The sequence below is a fragment of the Curtobacterium sp. MCPF17_018 genome (assembly GCF_003234135.1).
Classification (GTDB): Bacteria; Actinomycetota; Actinomycetes; order Actinomycetales; family Microbacteriaceae; genus Curtobacterium; species Curtobacterium flaccumfaciens.
Map to the genome: position 1 here is coordinate 110,567 of NZ_QKSJ01000005.1, position 15,843 is coordinate 126,409.

Annotated in this window: 15 protein-coding genes and 1 riboswitch; of the genes, 6 read left to right on the forward strand and 9 right to left on the reverse strand. The window is 70.0% G+C overall.

Annotated elements, in window-relative coordinates; translation table 11 throughout:
• Positions 1-5: 5 nt before the first annotated feature.
• The 7 genes from DEJ27_RS07775 to gcvT all read right to left on the reverse strand — a co-directional run bounded on the left by DEJ27_RS07775 (position 6) and on the right by gcvT (position 10,423).
• Complete coding sequence (locus DEJ27_RS07775) at positions 6-1,748, reverse strand: ABC transporter ATP-binding protein (protein ID WP_110860575.1); 1,743 nt, start codon at positions 1,746-1,748, stop codon at positions 6-8.
• A complete protein-coding gene (locus tag DEJ27_RS07780; RefSeq protein WP_111090653.1) occupies positions 1,745-2,695 on the reverse strand; it encodes an ABC transporter permease in 951 nt (316 codons plus the stop codon). The genes DEJ27_RS07775 and DEJ27_RS07780 overlap by 4 nt, the downstream gene beginning before the upstream one ends.
• Positions 2,685-3,614, reverse strand: a complete 930-nt coding sequence (locus DEJ27_RS07785) for an ABC transporter permease (protein ID WP_110860579.1) — start codon at positions 3,612-3,614, stop codon at positions 2,685-2,687. The genes DEJ27_RS07780 and DEJ27_RS07785 overlap by 11 nt, the downstream gene beginning before the upstream one ends.
• A gap of 223 nt (positions 3,615-3,837) precedes the next feature.
• Positions 3,838-5,466, reverse strand: coding sequence for an ABC transporter substrate-binding protein (locus tag DEJ27_RS07790; protein ID WP_111090654.1), 1,629 nt, complete (start codon positions 5,464-5,466; stop codon positions 3,838-3,840).
• A 511-nt stretch (positions 5,467-5,977) separates the two neighbouring features.
• The gene (gene gcvP / locus DEJ27_RS07795; RefSeq protein WP_111090655.1) at positions 5,978-8,899 is read right to left on the reverse strand and encodes an aminomethyl-transferring glycine dehydrogenase; all 2,922 of its coding nucleotides are present in this window, start codon (positions 8,897-8,899) and stop codon (positions 5,978-5,980) included.
• On the reverse strand, positions 8,896-9,273 hold the full coding sequence (gene gcvH / locus DEJ27_RS07800; RefSeq protein WP_110860585.1) for a glycine cleavage system protein GcvH: 378 nt from the start codon (positions 9,271-9,273) through the stop codon (positions 8,896-8,898). The genes gcvP and gcvH overlap by 4 nt, the downstream gene beginning before the upstream one ends.
• Before the next feature lie 4 nt (positions 9,274-9,277).
• Complete coding sequence (gene gcvT / locus DEJ27_RS07805) at positions 9,278-10,423, reverse strand: glycine cleavage system aminomethyltransferase GcvT (protein ID WP_110860587.1); 1,146 nt, start codon at positions 10,421-10,423, stop codon at positions 9,278-9,280.
• 151 nt (positions 10,424-10,574) lie between these two features.
• A riboswitch (glycine riboswitch) is annotated at positions 10,575-10,695 on the reverse strand.
• Positions 10,696-10,791: 96 nt separating this feature from the next.
• Here gcvT and DEJ27_RS07810 point away from each other — a divergent pair.
• Genes DEJ27_RS07810 through DEJ27_RS07825 form a run of 4 tightly spaced genes read left to right on the forward strand, consistent with a single transcriptional unit; the run spans position 10,792 to position 12,687 of the window.
• The gene (locus DEJ27_RS07810) at positions 10,792-11,166 is read left to right on the forward strand and encodes a BlaI/MecI/CopY family transcriptional regulator (RefSeq protein WP_110860589.1); all 375 of its coding nucleotides are present in this window, start codon (positions 10,792-10,794) and stop codon (positions 11,164-11,166) included.
• 13 nt (positions 11,167-11,179) lie between these two features.
• Positions 11,180-11,917, forward strand: a complete 738-nt coding sequence (locus DEJ27_RS07815) for a M56 family metallopeptidase (RefSeq protein ID WP_110860591.1) — start codon at positions 11,180-11,182, stop codon at positions 11,915-11,917.
• Between the two features lie 36 nt (positions 11,918-11,953).
• Positions 11,954-12,436: an FBP domain-containing protein gene (locus tag DEJ27_RS07820; RefSeq protein WP_027464546.1), complete on the forward strand. Its 483-nt coding sequence runs from the start codon at positions 11,954-11,956 to the stop codon at positions 12,434-12,436.
• Positions 12,433-12,687 carry a hypothetical protein gene (locus DEJ27_RS07825; protein WP_017887084.1) on the forward strand — a complete coding sequence of 85 codons (255 nt, stop codon included), beginning with the start codon at positions 12,433-12,435 and terminating at the stop codon, positions 12,685-12,687. The genes DEJ27_RS07820 and DEJ27_RS07825 overlap by 4 nt, the downstream gene beginning before the upstream one ends.
• 46 nt (positions 12,688-12,733) lie before the next feature.
• Here DEJ27_RS07825 and DEJ27_RS07830 read toward each other — a convergent pair whose 3' ends face one another.
• Positions 12,734-13,618 (reverse strand): LysR substrate-binding domain-containing protein, encoded by an 885-nt coding sequence (locus DEJ27_RS07830; protein ID WP_110860593.1) that lies wholly within the window; start codon positions 13,616-13,618, stop codon positions 12,734-12,736.
• 68 nt (positions 13,619-13,686) lie between these two features.
• On the opposite strand from DEJ27_RS07830, the gene DEJ27_RS07835 reads away from it, so the two are divergent.
• Entirely contained in the window at positions 13,687-14,175 is a 489-nt protein-coding gene (locus DEJ27_RS07835; protein WP_110860595.1) for a GNAT family N-acetyltransferase, read from the forward strand.
• 80 nt (positions 14,176-14,255) lie between these two features.
• The gene (locus DEJ27_RS07840; RefSeq protein WP_110860597.1) at positions 14,256-14,441 is read left to right on the forward strand and encodes a hypothetical protein; all 186 of its coding nucleotides are present in this window, start codon (positions 14,256-14,258) and stop codon (positions 14,439-14,441) included.
• Positions 14,442-14,546: 105 nt separating this feature from the next.
• Here the strand turns inward: DEJ27_RS07840 and DEJ27_RS07845 are convergent, their stop codons facing one another.
• The gene (locus DEJ27_RS07845; protein WP_258369884.1) at positions 14,547-15,734 is read right to left on the reverse strand and encodes a MalY/PatB family protein; all 1,188 of its coding nucleotides are present in this window, start codon (positions 15,732-15,734) and stop codon (positions 14,547-14,549) included.
• Between the last annotated feature and the right edge of the window lie 109 nt (positions 15,735-15,843).

Below are 15,843 nucleotides of genomic sequence, written 5' to 3' on the forward strand. Positions count from 1 at the left end.
GTGGATCAGCGTCCGAACTCGAACCCGGCGCCGGGGATGGCGGCCAGGAGGTCCTTCGTGTACTGCTCCTTCGGGGCGGCGAAGACCTCGTCGGTCGTCGCCTTCTCGACGATCTGCCCACGGCGCATGACGCAGACGTTGTCCGCGACGAGGCGGACGACCGCGAGGTCGTGCGTGATGAACAGGTACGTCAATCCGAGCTCGGTCTGCAGCTCGGTGAGCAGATCGAGGATCTGACCCTGCACGAGCACGTCGAGCGCGGAGACGGCCTCGTCGAGGACGATGACCTCCGGCTTGAGCGCCAGCGCGCGAGCGACGGCGATGCGCTGTCGCTGACCACCGGACAGTTCGTTCGGGTAGCGGTTCACCATCGACTTCGGCAGCGCGACCTGGTCGAGCAGCTCGAGCACCCGGGCGCGACGCGAGGCCTTGTCGCCCACCTTGTGCGTGGCGAGCGGCTCGGCGATCGTGTTCCCGACGTTGTACATCGGGTCCAGGGAGCCGTACGGGTCCTGGAACACCGGCTGCACGCGGCGGCGGAAGTCGAAGAGGTCCTTGCCCTTCAGCGCGCCGATGTCGATGCCGTCGAACTGCACGGTGCCGCTCGTGATGCTCTCGAGCTGCAGGACGAGCTTCGCGACGGTCGACTTGCCCGAACCGGACTCGCCGACGAGCGCCGTGGTGGTGCCCTTCTGGATCGAGAACGACACGTCGTCGACGGCCTTGAGCTCGCGCGTGGCGCGGTTCTTGCCGCGCAGCTTGTAGACCTTCTCGAGGTTCTTCACCACGATGAGGTCCTCGGTCGGACGGTGCTCGCGCTCCTGGGCCCGGTGGATCAGCTCGGCGTCGTCGTTGCCGGCGTCGGCGATGTCGACCCGCTGGTGCTGCACCTTCGACTGGATGCGGCGGCTGGCCAGCGACGGGGCCGCCGCGACGAGACGCTGCGTGTACGGGTGCTGCGGGTTGGCCAGGATCTCCTTCGAGGGACCGGCCTCGACGACCTGGCCCTTGTACATCACGACGAGCTTCTCGGCACGCTCGGCGGCGAGTCCGAGGTCGTGCGTGATGAACAGCACCGAGGTGCCGAAGTCGCGCGTCAGGGTCTCGAGGTGATCGAGGATGACGCGCTGGACGGTGACGTCGAGCGCACTCGTCGGCTCGTCGGCGATGAGCAGCTGCGGGCGGCTCGACAGGCCGATGCCGATGAGCACGCGCTGCCGCATGCCGCCGGAGAACTCGTGCGGGTACTGCTTCAGACGGGTCGACGCGTCGCCGAGGCCGGCTTCCTGCAGGACCTCGACGGCACGGTCACGGACGGCCTTCTTGCCGGTCGCCATGCCGTTCGCACGGATCGCCTCTTCCACCTGGAAGCCGATCGACCACAGCGGGTTGAGGTTCGACATCGGGTCCTGGGGGACGTAGCCGATCTCCTTCCCGCGGATCTCCGACATCTCCTTGTCGCTCAGACCGACGAGCTCACGCCCGTTGAACTTGATCGAGCCACCGGTGACCTGACCGGTACCGGGGAGCAGCTTGATGATCGCCTGGGCGCTCGTCGACTTGCCGGAACCGGACTCTCCGACGATGGCCAGGCGCTCGCCCTGCTCGAGGGTGAGGTCGACGCCGCGGACGGCCTGCACGAGGCCACTCTGGGTCTTGAAACCGACCTGCAGGTCGCGGATCTCGAGCAGCGGTGCACCGGAACCGCCGGTGCGGCTGCTGTTCGGCTGGGTCAGTGTCTCGCTCATCGGCGGGCCCTCGCCTTCGGGTCGAGCGCATCGCGCACCACGTCACCGAGGAGCAGGAACGCGAGCACGGTGATGGACAGGGCGGCGGACGGCCAGAAGATCGTCGCCGGGTTGGTCCGGATCGAGGTCTGGGCCGTACCGATGTCGAGGCCCCAGCTGAGCGCCGACGGCGGCAGACCGATACCGAGGAACGACAGCGTGGCCTCGGCGACGATGAACGTGCCGAGGGACACCGTCGCGACGACGATGACCGGAGCCAGCGAGTTCGGGATGACGTGGCGGACCAGTGTCTTGAAGCGGCTGACGCCGAGGGCAGCGGAAGCCATCACGTAGTCCGACTGCTTGGCGCTGAGCACGGCACCACGCATGATGCGGGCGATCTGCGGCCAGGCGAAGGCAGCGAGGACGAGCGCGACGGTGATGGCGTTCCGGGCGGGGATCACCGACATGATCACGATCGCGCCGAGGATGGTCGGGATCGAGAAGAAGATGTCCGCGATCCGGGACACGATCGTGTCGAGCCAGCCACCGTAGAAGCCGGCCAGCGAACCGATGATGATGCCGACGAGCGACACCAGGACCGTCGCGACGATGCCGACGATGACCGAGTTCTGTGCGCCCCAGATCACGCGGGCGTAGACGTCGTAGCCCTGGCGGGTGTAGCCGAGCGGGTGCCCGGGGCGCGCGCCCTCGTCACTGAAGTTGAGGTTCGACGCCCGCGGGTCGACGTGCGTGAAGAGCCCGGGGAAGATCGCGACGACGACGATGAGCAGGATCAGGACCGAGGAGATCCAGAACGTCGGTCGGGTCCGCATGGACTCCCACGCGTCCGTCCACAGCGATCGGGTCTTCTCGTCCTCGTTGACCTGGTCGACCGCCTGCAGGGGGGTCTCCTCGATCGGGGCGACGTAGTGCGTCGCCGAACGGGGTGCGGCGTTACTTGGCATAGCGGATCCTCGGGTCCAGGACGGCGTAGAGCAGGTCGACCAGGAGGTTGGCGAGCATGAAGATGATGACCATCACGGCGACGAAGGACACGACCGTGGGGCCCTCGCCGAGCTTGACGGCGCGGAACACCGTGCCGCCGACGCCGTTGATGTTGAAGATGCCCTCGGTGACGACCGCGCCGACCATCAGGTTGCCGATGTCGACACCCAGGTAGGTCACCACGGGGATGAGCGAGTTGCGGAAGATGTGCACGCCGACGACACGACGACGCGGCAGGCCCTTCGCGGTGGCGGTCCGCACGAAGTCGGCGCTGGTGTTCTCGGCGACGCTCGCTCGGGTCAGACGAACGATGTAGGCGAACGAGACCGAGGCGAGCACGATCGCCGGCAGCACGAGCTCCGACCACGGTGCGTCACCGGACACCGTGACCCGGAACAGGCCGAGCTTGATGCCGAACACGTACTGCAGGACGAACCCGACGACGAAGGTCGGCACCGAGATGAGCAGCAGCGACACGACGAGTGCGGTGGCGTCGAACAGCTTGCCCTTGCGCAGACCGGCGATGACACCGACGACGATGCCGGCGACGGCCTCGAAGACGAGCGCCAGGATGGCCAGTCGAGCCGTGATCGGGAAGGCCTGGGCGAGCTGCGAGCTGACCGGCTGGCCCGAGTACGTCAGGCCGAGGTCACCGCGGAACACGCCACCGATCCAGAGCAGGTACTGGATGATGAACGGCTTGTCGAGGTTGTACTGCTGTCGCAGCGTCTCGATGACCTGCGGCGACGGCTGGCGGTCGCCGAACAGCGCGGCGATCGGGTCGCCGGGCAGCGAGAAGACCATGAAGTAGATGAGGAACGTGGCCCCGAAGAACACGGGGATGAGTTGCAGGAGGCGCTTGCCGAGGTACCAGAGCATCAGATCACTGCCCGGTCCGGAGCGATGTCGATCAGGTTCATTGTGGTGAGGGGTGGACGGTCCGAGGGTCGGCACGGATGTCCGGTGCGGGCGAGCGCCCGCGGTGTGGGGAAGGTCTTACCGCCGCGGTACGGGGGTTCGGGGACCGTGTGGTCCCCGAACCCCCGTCCGGTGGTCGCGAGGCAGGATACCTGCTCGCGTGGTGGTCTCTACGAGACCAGCGTTACTTCTGGACCTCGATGTCGTAGTACAGCGGCACCGAGTTCCAGCCGAACTTCACGTTCGACACGTTGTCCGCGTTCCAGACACCGGTCACGTTGGAGTACCAGAGCGGGATCTCGGGCAGGTCCTCGAACAGGAGTTCCTGTGCCTGGTCGAAGATCTTGTTGCCCTCTTCGACGGTCGCAGCCGAACGGCCCTCGGCGAGGAGGTCGTTGTACTCCTTGGAGTCGTACCGCGAGTAGTTGTTCGACGAGCCCTCACCCATGGTCGGGCCGAGGAAGTTGTACAGCGACGGGTAGTCGGCCTGCCAACCGGTGCGGCTGCCGCCCGTGAGCTTGTCGTTCGTCTGGAGGTCCAGGGCTTCCTGGAACGTCGGGATCGCGTTGCCCTCGGCCTTGATGCCGAGCGTGTTCGAGATCGAGTTCGTGACCGCGGTCACCCAGGCCTCGTGGCCACCATCGGCGTTGTACGTGATGGTGAGGGTGTCGTCGTACTTCGAGATCTTGTCGGCCTCGGCCCAGAGCTTCTTGGCCTCGGACTTGTTGAACTTGAGGACGTCTGCGCCCTTGAGGTCGTCGCTCCAGCCGTCGATCACCGGGGAGGTGAAGTCCTTGGCCGGGGTGCGGGTGCCGTCGAAGATCTTGTCGGTGATCTGCTTGCGGTTGATCGCCATCGACACGGCCTCGCGGCGGAGCTTGCCCTCTTCACCCTTCCAGTGGTCGAGGTAGTAGGGCAGGTAGATCGCCTGGAAGATCGCGGCGGCCTGGTTGACGTTCGAGTCCGGGAAGTCGGACTTGTAGGTCGCGAAGGCTGCGTCCGGCACTGCGTCGAGGACGTCGAGGTTGCCGCCCTGGGCGTCGGAGTACGCGGTGTCCTGCGAGGTGTAGAACGTGATGGTCAGACCGCCGTTCTTCGGCTTGCGCTTGCCCTCGTAGTCCTTGTTGGTGACGAGCTTGATGGACTGGTTGTGGGTCCAGGCGCTCTTGCCGTCGAGCTTGTACGGACCGTTGCCGATCGGGTTCTCGCCGAACGCCTTGGTGTCGTCGTAGAACGCCGAGGGCAGCGGGACGAACGCCGAGTAACCGAGCGACAGCGGGAAGTCCGACTGCGCCGACTTCAGCGTGACGGTGAACTCGTCGTCATCGACGACCTTGAGGCCGGTCAGCTTCGAGTCCTTCTCGGCGTCGTAGCCCTCGATGTTCTCGAAGAAGTAGCTCGCGCCCTGGGCGTTCGACTTCTGTGCAGCCCAGTCCCACGCCTTGGTGAACGACTCGGCCGTGACCTTCTCGCCGTTGGTGAAGGTGTAGTTCGTGTTGAGCGTGATGTCGAAGGTCTTCGAGTCATCGGTCTTGATGCTCTTCGCGACCTCGTTGACCGGCTTGCCGTCGGCGTCGTACGAGACGAGGCCTTCGAAGAGCGAGTCGATGATCTTGCCGCCACCGGTCTCGGTGGTGTTCGACGGGATCAGCGGGTTCTGCGGCTCGCTGCCGTTCGTGGTGACGATCCCGGACGCGTTCGCCGAACCCGAGTCACCGCCGTTCGACGAGCTGTTGCTGGAGCAGGCGGTCAGGGCGAGTGCTGTGGCCCCGAGCACGGCGAGGGCTGAGAGCCCGGCGCGCTTCTTGATCAAGGTTCCTCCTGGTGCATGGGACGCGCAAGGGCACAGCGGTGTCACCCGGGCGCGTTTGACCTTTGCACTGTAGGCAAGGTGAACAGCGGCGTCCAAACCCTGGGGCGAACGGTTACACGCCGGTAACCAACTTGCACGATCGTTGCGAGAAGATGCAAGATTTGCGCGCCTGGCGATGGAGGGTGCGTTTTTGTTGCATCTGCATGAAATCCGTTGCACTCCGCCACACTTCTGTGCAAGTCGGGGACGGGCGAGCATCGCTCAGGGGTACGGCTGAGGGGGTGCGTCGAGCGGTCGGGACCTGCCGTGGGTGGCGCGCCGAGTGGTCACGATCTGTCGGTGGGAGCAGGCCCGGACGACGGTTCGCGACCACTCGGCGGAACTGAGCGGGGTGTCGTGACCGTCCGACGCTGCGCCGGACGCGACCGTGCCCCGCCCGGAGGACCGGACGGGGCACGAAGCGTTCGGCGACCGAGCGCGGGGCGACGACGGGGTGTCGGCGCCGGTCGGATCAGGCGAACGCCTCGATCGGCGGGCAGGCGCACACCAGGTTGCGGTCCCCGTACGCCTGGTCGATGCGACGCACCGGCGGCCAGTACTTCCGGCCGCTGATGCCCGGCAGCGGGTAGACAGCCTGCTCCCGGGTGTAGGCGTGCGCCCACTCCCCCGAGATCACCGACGAGGCGGTGTGCGGCGCGTGCACGAGCGGGTTGTCGTCCGCCGGCCACTCCCCGTGCTCCACCGCTGCGGCCTCGGCCCGGATCGCGAGCATGGCGTCGACGAAGCGGTCGAGCTCGGCGAGGTCCTCGCTCTCGGTCGGCTCGACCATGAGCGTGCCCGCCACCGGGAACGACATCGTCGGCGCGTGGAACCCGTAGTCGACCAGGCGCTTCGCGACGTCGTCGACCGTGATGCCGGTGGTGTCACGCAGCGGACGGAGGTCGAGGATGCACTCGTGCGCGACCAGTCCGTCGTCGCCCGTGTACAGCACCGGGAACGCGTCGCGCAGACGAGCCGCGATGTAGTTCGCCCCGAGGACCGCGGCCTCGGTCGCACGCGTGAGGCCCTCGAGCCCCATCATCCGGACGTACGTCCACGTGATGGGCAGGATGCTCGGGCTGCCGTACGGTGCCGCACTGACCGGGCCGCCGGCGTGCGCAAGGCGGCCGTCCGCCTCGGCGGTGATCGCGCCGGAGCGCCGGTCGGCCTGCTGCGCGAACGGGTGGCCGGGCAGGAACGGTGCCAGGTGCGCCTTCGCAGCGACGGGTCCCACGCCGGGACCGCCACCCCCGTGCGGGATGCAGAAGGTCTTGTGCAGGTTGAGGTGCGACACGTCGCCGCCGAAGTCACCGAAGCGGGCGTGGCCGAGCAGCGCGTTGAGGTTCGCGCCGTCGACGTAGACCTGGCCGCCGGCGTCGTGCACGGCGTCGCAGATCTCGCGGATGTCGTGCTCGTAGACGCCGTGGGTGGACGGGTACGTGATCATCAGGGCCGCGAGGGTGTCGGCGTAGGTGGCGACGCGGGCGCGGAGGTCCTCGAGGTCGACGTTGCCGTTCTCGTCGCAGGCCACGACGACGACCTTCATGCCGGCGAGCACCGCGGACGCCGCGTTCGTGCCGTGGGCGCTCGACGGGATCAGGCAGACCGTGCGCTCGCTGTCGCCGTTGGCCTGGTGGTACCCGCGGATGGCCAGCAGGCCGGCGAGTTCGCCCTGGCTGCCGGCGTTCGGCTGCAGGGACACGGTGTCGTACCCGGTGACCTCGGCGAGCCACGACTCGAGGTCGCCGATCATGTCGAGGTACCCCTCGACGTCCTCGCGCGGTGCGAACGGGTGGATGTTCGCGAACTCCGGCCAGGTCACCGCCGCCATCTCGGTCGCCGCGTTGAGCTTCATCGTGCAGCTGCCGAGCGGGATCATGCCGCGGTCGAGCGCGTAGTCCTTGTCGGACAGGTGCTTGAGGTACCGCATCATGCGGGTCTCGCTACGGTGTGCGCTGAAGACGGGGTGCGTCAGGTAGTCGCTCTCGCGCTGCAGGGCGGCCGGGAGGCCCGTGGCCGCGTCGCGCACGGCCGTCTCGGTCGCGGGGACGGTCACGTCCACCGCCCCGAGCACGCCCGCCAGCGCCACGACGTCGTCGGGCGTGGTCGTCTCGTCGACGGACAGCTGGAACGTGTCGGCGTCCACGACGTGCAGCAGGTAGCCGGCGTCCTGCGCTGCCGCGACGATCGGCTCGGCGCGACCGACGGCCCGCAGGGTGAGCGTGTCGAAGAAGGCGTCGTGCACGACCTCGACCCCGGCGTCACGCGCCACGGCGGCGAGCGCACCGGTGGTCCGCGCGACCCGGCCGGCGATGAACCGCAGGCCCTCGGGCCCGTGGTAGACCGCGTACATCGAGGCCATCACGGCGAGCAGGACCTGCGCGGTGCAGATGTTGCTCGTCGCCTTCTCGCGGCGGATGTGCTGCTCGCGGGTCTGCAGGCTGAGGCGGTAGGCCATCGCTCCGTCGGCGTCGAAGGACACCCCGACCAGGCGACCGGGGAGCTGGCGCTCGAGGCCGGCGCGCACCGCGAGGTAGCCGGCGTGCGGGCCACCGAAGCCGAGCGGGACGCCGAAGCGCTGGCTCGTCCCGACGGCCACGTCGGCACCCAGGTCGCCGGGGCTGGCGAGCAGGGTCATCGCGAGCAGGTCGGCTGCGACGACGGCGATGCCACCACCGGCGTGGACCCGCTCGATGACGGACGACGGGTCGACGATGCGGCCCGAGGCGCCCGGGTACTGCAGGACGACGCCGAACGCGCCGTCGAGCTGGTCGTCGCTCGGGCCGTCGGCGGCGTCGAACGCGCGCAGCGTGATGCCCACGGCGTCGGCACGGTGGTCGAGCAGCGCACGGGTCTGCGGCAGCAGGTCGGCGTCGACGAGGAACGCGTCACCCTTGACCTTGGACGCGCGCCGGGCGAGGAGCATGCCCTCGACCACCGCGGTGCCCTCGTCGAGCATCGAGGCGCCGGCGGTGGCCATGCCGGTCAGGTCGGACACCATCGTCTGGAAGTTGATCAGTGCTTCGAGGCGGCCCTGCGAGATCTCCGGCTGGTAGGGCGTGTACGCCGTGTACCAGCTCGGGTTCTCGAGCACGTTCCGCTGGATCACCGCGGGCGTGTGGGTGCCGTGGTAGCCGAGGCCGATCATGGCGCGGCGGACGGTGTTGCGGCCGGCCTTCGCGCGGAGCTCGGCGAGCGCCTCGGTCTCGCCGACGGCGGCCGGGATCACCGAGTCGGCGACGGGGCCGACGTGGATGGACTCCGGGATCGCCGCACGGACCAGGGCGTCGAGCGACGGCTGCCCGACGACGTCGAGCATGGCCTGCTGGTCGGCCGGGGTGGTGCCGATGTGGCGGTCGGCGAAGGTCGTCTGGAGGTTCTCGAACGCGGTCATGCGATGGAGGCCCGGTACGCGTCGTGGTCCATCAGGTCCTCGGGGAACGAGGTGCCGTCGACCTTGATCTTCACGAGCCAGCCGGCACCGAACGGGTCCTGGTTGACGGTGTCGGGGGTGTCGACGACGGCGTCGTTGACCTCGACGACCTCGCCCTCGATCGGGGCGAAGAGCTCGCCGACGCTCTTGGTCGACTCGATCTCGCCGATCTGCTCACCGGCGGTGGTGGCGGTGCCGACGGCGGGGAGCTCGACGTAGACGACGTCACCGAGCTGCTCGGCGGCGTGGTCGGTGATGCCGACGGTGACGGTGTCGCCCTCGACGAGCAGCCACTCGTGGTCGGCCGTGTACTGGAGTGCGGTCTGGTCGGTCATTGGGTCAGCCTTTCGAGGCGCGGCGGTAGAAGGGGAACGCGGAGACCGTGCTGGGGACGGCAGTCCCGCGGACGTCGATGTGGAGGACCTGTGCCCCGTCCGACACGGCGGCGAGCGCGCCCGGGTCGACGAAGGCCATCGCGACCGGGTGTCCGAGCGTCGGTGAGAGCGCGCCCGAGGTCACGGTGCCGACGACCGTGCCGTCGAGCACGACGTCGTAGCCGGCTCGGGGAGCACGGCGGCCCTCGGTCACCAGGCCGACGAGCACCCGGGCGTCCGCGGACGGGGTGACGCCGGCCGCACCGACGAAGTCGCCGTCCTTCGCGACGACACGGCCGAGGCCGGCCTGGGCCGGACGGACGTCGGTGCCGAGCTCGTGCCCGTACAGGGGCATGCCGGCCTCGAGCCGCAGGGTGTCGCGTGCGGCGAGCCCTGCGGGGACGACCCCGCGGTCGGCACCGGCCTCGAGCAGGGCATCCCAGAGCACCGGGGCGGTGTCAGGGTCGGTGTAGACCTCGAAGCCGTCCTCGCCGGTGTACCCGGTGCGCGCGACGAGCACGTCGGCACCGTCGAACAGCGCGTGCAGCACCCGGTAGTAGCCGAGTTCGTCGAGCGGGGTCTCGGGCTGCAGGCGGTCGGCGACCACGAGGGCGTCGAGCGTGCCGGCCGCCGCTGGTCCCTGCACGGCGACGAGGGCTGTGGTGTCGGAGTCGTCGGAGACCTCGATGTCGAACCCGTCGGCCCGCGCGGTGAGCGCACTGACGGCGACATCGCGGTTGGAGGCGTTCGCGACGACGAGGAAGACGTCGTCGTCGGTCCGGTACACGACGAGGTCGTCGAGGATCCCGCCGTCCTCGGCGAGCAGCAGCGAGTACTTGGCGCGGCCGATCGGCATCGTGCCGAAGGACCCGGCGAGCGCGTGGTCGAGGAAGGCGACGGCCTCGGTGCCGGTCACCCCGATCTCGGCCATGTGCGACAGGTCGAAGACCCCGGCGGCCTGGCGCACGGCGTGGTGCTCGGCGAGGTCCGACGAGTAGCGCACGGGCATGCGGTACCCGGCGAAGTCGGTGAAGGTCGCTCCGGCGGCTTCGTGCACGGCTTCGAGCGGCGACGAACGCGGACCCGGCGTGGGCAGTGGGGACGGACTCATGGCGGAGTTCTCCTGGCATCGGCAGGACCCGGCGACGATCGCCGGGTGGAACTCCCCCTCTGTCATGGGCCTGAGAGTTTCACCGCGGCCCGTGAGGTCCGGCGGCTTTCACCGTGGGCGAGACGACCGAGCGTCTGCTTTTCAGAGTGGCCTGTCCGCTGCGGTGTGGGACCTGAGAGATTGACGGGGGGATTGCTCCTTCGGTGCCGTGCGTGCGCCCGGGGGCACGACGTACCCGGAGGTACGTGCACGGCGTCTCCCGCGACGGATGAGCGGCCGGTGTGTTCAGTTGTCCGCCCAGAGCATACCGAGACCGCGTTACGAGCGTGTGTCGTGGTCCAGCCTTCGACATCTCGTAGAATGCGGGGATGGCCGGACAACGATCGCGCCCCCGCGGGCAGCTGGAGCAGGCGGTGCTCGACGCACTCCGCTCCGCCGACTCCGGGCTCACCGCACGCCAGGTGCTCGACGCGTTCCCGGAGCCCCGCCCCGCGCTGACGACCGTCCTCACCGTGCTCGACCGGCTCGGCCGGAAGGGCCAGGTGGAACGGGAACAGCACGACGACGCTCCCCTGACGTTCCGCGCGGTGCACAGTCGCGACGAGCAGACCGCGTCCCTGATGTCGAGCGCGCTGGCCGCGTCGTCCGACCGCGAGGCCGCGCTGCTGCAGTTCACCGGCTCGCTCGCCTCGGACGACCTCGAGGCCCTGCGCCGCGCCCTCGACGCCCGCGCCCGCTCCTGACCGGCTGCGCACCGTGGTCGTCGCCGGCATCACGCTCATCGTCCTCGCACTCGCGGTGGTGGTGTTCGCGCCCCGGGTCCTGACCCGTTCCGCCTGGACGATCGACCTGCCCCGCACCGCGCTGGTCTGCTGGTCGGTCGCTGTCCTGCTCGGCGTCGTCGGCTTCGTGGCCGGCATCACCCTCGTGGTGCTCGCTGACCGTCCGGTCACGGAGCTGTTCGGCGGGGACGGCTCCCCCACGCACGGCTTCAACGTCGGCGTCGCGCTGCTCGCGGTCGTCGCGTTCGTCGTCGCGGTCCGGGTGCGCCCCGGCCCGGAACACGAGGCCGTCCGGCAGGCCATGCGTTCCGGCGTCGCCCCGCACCGCGAGATCGACGGCACCCCCGTCGCCGTCGTCGAGGCCGACCACGCACTGGCGTGCGCCGTGCCGGGTCGGAGCGGTGGCGTCCTCGTCAGCACCGGCTTGGCAGACCGGTTGCGCACCGACGAACTGGAGGCCGTGGTCGCCCACGAACGCGCCCACCTGACCCAACACCACGCGGCTGCGGTCGCGGTCGCGGAATCGATCGAACGTGCGGTGCCGTGGGTGCCCGGTGCGCGCGCCATGGCGCGGTCGACGCGTGTGCTCGTGGAGTTCGCCGCGGACGACGCGGCGGCCCGTCGCGTCGGACGCGACGCCCTGCGCCGGGCGGTGCTGGTGGCGGACGGGAGCAGCGCGCTCGGGGCGATCCGCGCCTCCAGGCTGTCGTAGCGCCCTGTCGGAGGCGAGGAATAGGGTGTCAGCACCGTGAAGCCACTGACCGAAGCCGACATCCGATCGTCGTTCGTGAACGCCACCCCCGACGAGCTCGCACAGCTGCCGATCCCCGGCCTGCACGAGACACTCTGGGACGAACGCGAGTTCCTGGGCTGGCGCGATCCACAGGCCGCCCGCCGCGGCTACATCGTGTCCTGGATCGACGAGCGCCCCGTGGGCATCGTCGTCCGGTCCGCCGGTGGCTCGCTGCGCCCCGGCATCGCCGCGATGTGCTCGTTCTGCCACTCGCCGCAGCCCGCGACCCAGGTCCGGCTGTTCTCCGCCGCACGTGCCGGTGAGTCCGGGCGCAACGGCAACACGATCGGCACGTACATCTGCGAAGACCTCGGGTGCCCGATGCTGATCCGCACCGCGCCCCCGCACCTGAACCCGCCGGCGACGATCGCGATGCGTGGCGCCTCCCTGCTGCAGCGCGTGCAGAACTTCACCGCGGACATCACCAAGACGGCGTGAGCCGGTTCGGCACCGCCCGCTGGGCCGTGGTCGAGGAGCTCGGCGACGGCCGGTGGCGGCTGACGCTGCGGGACGAGGCCGACGACGAACTCGGCGCGTTCGGCCTGGGCGTCGAGGGGCCGTGGGACCCCGACGTCGAGCCGCACGTCGGGTTCGTGCTCGTCCAGCTCGGCCTGACGTTGCGCGGGGCTCGGCCGTGGCGCATCGACGAGCTCGGTGACCACCGGGCGCCCGTCCTGTCGCTCGGCTGAGCGAGGATGCGCGACCGGCGTCCGCTCGCGCGCCCGGTCCGCTCGGTCAGTCCGCGGCGACGAAGTTGCGCAGGATCTCGCGGTCGTCGTCGGCGCGCATCGCCCAGGCGAGCTCGCTGCGGTGGTCGCTGCCCTCGAGCGGCAGGAGCGCCACCGTGTCGGGTGCGGCGAGCGCGGCACTCTCCGGCACCACCGTGACACCGAGGCCCACCCCGACCAGGTGCAGCACGGTCGCCCAGGTCGTGGCCTCCTGCACGACGACGGGCCGGCGGCCGCCGGCGGTGACCGGTGCCAGGTTGCGCTCGGTCGCCAGGGCCCCCGCGACCGCCGGGAAGAACACGAACGGCTCGTCGACCAGCTCGGTGCCGCGGATGCGATCCCGATCCGCCAACCGGTGGCCGCGCGGGACAGCGGCGACGAAGGCCTCGGACCGGAACGGCAGCAGTCGCACGGCGGGGTCAGGGTCGGCATCGCGGACGACGGCGAGGTCGAGCTCGCCGCGGACGATCCGGGCGAGCAGGGTCGACGAGTACCCCTCGGTCAGTTCCACCCGGACCAGCGGGTAGCGTTCCCGGAACGCCTGCACGCGTTCGATCGGACCGAGGGGCAGCGCGGAGACGACGAACCCGACGTCGAGCCGACCGACCTCGCCCCGACCGACCCGCACCGTCTCGTCGAGGTCCCGTCGCACCTGCCCGAGCAACGACCGCGCACGGCCCTGCAGCACCCGGCCGGCGGCGGTCAGGGCCACGCTGCGGCTGGTCCGGACGAACAGGTCGACCTCGAGCGCGCGTTCGGTCCGCCGGATCTGCTGGGACAGCGCGGGCTGGGCGATCCGCAGCTGCTCGGCAGCTCGGCCGAAGTGCAGCTCGTCGGCGACGGCCAGGAACGCCCGCAGCTGCCGGAGGTCGACGTCGGGTTCTCGATCCATGCACCCAGCGTATCGATCAGCGCGAACGAGTATTGGACGTGACTGCATCGTCCATCGAGGATGGTTGCATGCCCGAAGCGACCTCCACCGTCACCATCGCCGACCTCGCCACCCCCGCGGACGCCGAAGCGTTCCGCACGCTCAACGAGGCCTGGATCACCCGGTACTTCACCCTCGAGGACGAGGACCGCGTGTTCCTCTCCGATCCCGTCGGCCGGGTCGTGGAGCGGGGCGGGGCCGTCCTGGTCGCCCGGCTCGACGACCAGGTCATCGGGTGCATCGGGGTCGTGCCCACCACCCCCGGCGTGTTCGAGCTCGTGAAGATGGCCGTCTCCCCCGACCACCAGGGGCACGGCACCGGGCGGAAGCTCATCACCGCGGCACTCGACCGGGCACGCGAACTCGGCGCACGCCGCATCGACCTGGAGAGCAACGCGCAGCTCACCAGCGCCGTGCACCTGTACGAGGCGTTCGGCTTCCGGCACCTGCGCGAGGACGAGATCGCCCCGAGCCCGTACGTGCGGGCCGACGTGCACATGACCCTCGACCTGCACTGACGTTCGGCCTGCACTGACGTTCGGCCTGCGCTGATGTTCGGCCTGCACTGACGGCGGCCCGGTCCCGGTACGCTCGCGGCATGGCGACGTACGAGGTGCAGGCGGTCCGCGAGGCCGGCGCGTGGCAGGTCTTCATCGACGGCTTCATGGTGACCGAGGTGTCCCGGTGGCCGTCCGTCGGGTTCGTGGCCCGCGAGCTCCTCGCGATGGACCGCGACGACGACCTGCGCATCCGCGTCGTCGGCCGCAACCAGTACATCGACTGACGCCGGCGGGCTCGAGTGAGCAGAAGACATCGAGTGCGCGCCGCCGACCCGACGTCTTGTGCTCACTCGGTGCTGCGTAGCCGGCAAACGACGCCGTTCCGCAGGTCAGGCGACGTGCCAGACCAGCCCCTCCTGCGCGCTCGACGGGTACGCCGAGGCGATCCGGAACACGGCCTCGCGCAGGGTCTCCGGTGAGCACGCCAGGTTGAGCCGGACGAACCCGCGCCCCTCGGACCCGAACCCGAGCCCGGAGTTCAGCGCGACGAACGCGTTCTCACGCAGCGGCACCGCGGGGTCGTCGCCGAGGCCGATGCCCCGGAAGTCGAGCCACGCCAGGTACCCGGCGCGCGGCCGCGTGTAGACGACCCCGGGCAGGTGCTCGGCGAGGAGCTTGGCGAGCAGTCGGTCGTTCGCCACGATGCGCGCCACGACGTCGTCGAGCCAGTCCGTCGCCAGGGTGAACGCCGCCAGGTTCGCGTGCAGCCCGAGGATGCTCGTGCGGCAGGCGACCTCCTCCCACAGGGTGTCGAGGAGCGCGGCGGTCCGGGGATCGCCGGCGACGATGACCGAGCACTTCACACCGGCGAGGTTCCACCCCTTGCTCGCCGAGGTCACGCACACGCTGCGGGCACCGAGCGGCTCGGCGACGGCGGCGAACGGGGTGAACTGCACGCCGGGGTGGGTCAGGGGCGCGTGGATCTCGTCGCTGATGACGAGGACGTCGTACTTCGCGGCCAGTTCGGCGATCGCGACGAGGTCGGCCCGGTCGTGCACGAGTCCGACGGGGTTGTGCGGGTTGCAGAGCAGGAAGACGCCGACCCCGTCGGCGAACGCGCGCTCGAGGCCCTCGAGGTCGAGCCGGTACTGCCCCCACTGCTCGAGCAGCGGGACTTCCTCGACCTGACATCGAGCTTCTTCGACGAGCTCGAAGAACGGCGGGTACACCGGCGGCGTGATCGCGACGCGGCCGCCGTCGGGCAGCGCCAGCCGGAGCGACTCGACGATCCCGACGCTGACGTCGGTGGCCAGGTGGATCCGCGACGGGTCGATCTCCCAGCCCCAGCGGTCCAGCGCGAACTGCGCGAAGGCGGGAGCGAGCGGCCCGGGGCCGTCGAGGTACCCGAGGTCGGACTGCGAGACCCGCTCGATCAGGGCCTGCCGGATCGCCGGCGCGACGTCGTGGTCCATCTCGGCGACGAACAGGGGCAGCACGTCGGGCGCGTACCGCGTCCACTTGATGCTCGTCCGGACCCCACGGAGCGTGCCGACCGGGTCCTGCTCGTCGCTCGCCATGCGTCCCAGCATGCCCCTGCCCGGAGGCCCGGCGCGACTCCCGACGTCATCCCACGTCGTCTTCGGGTGGGCTCGCGGCCCGGCGCCGCCCCGTCGGCCTACGCTCGGC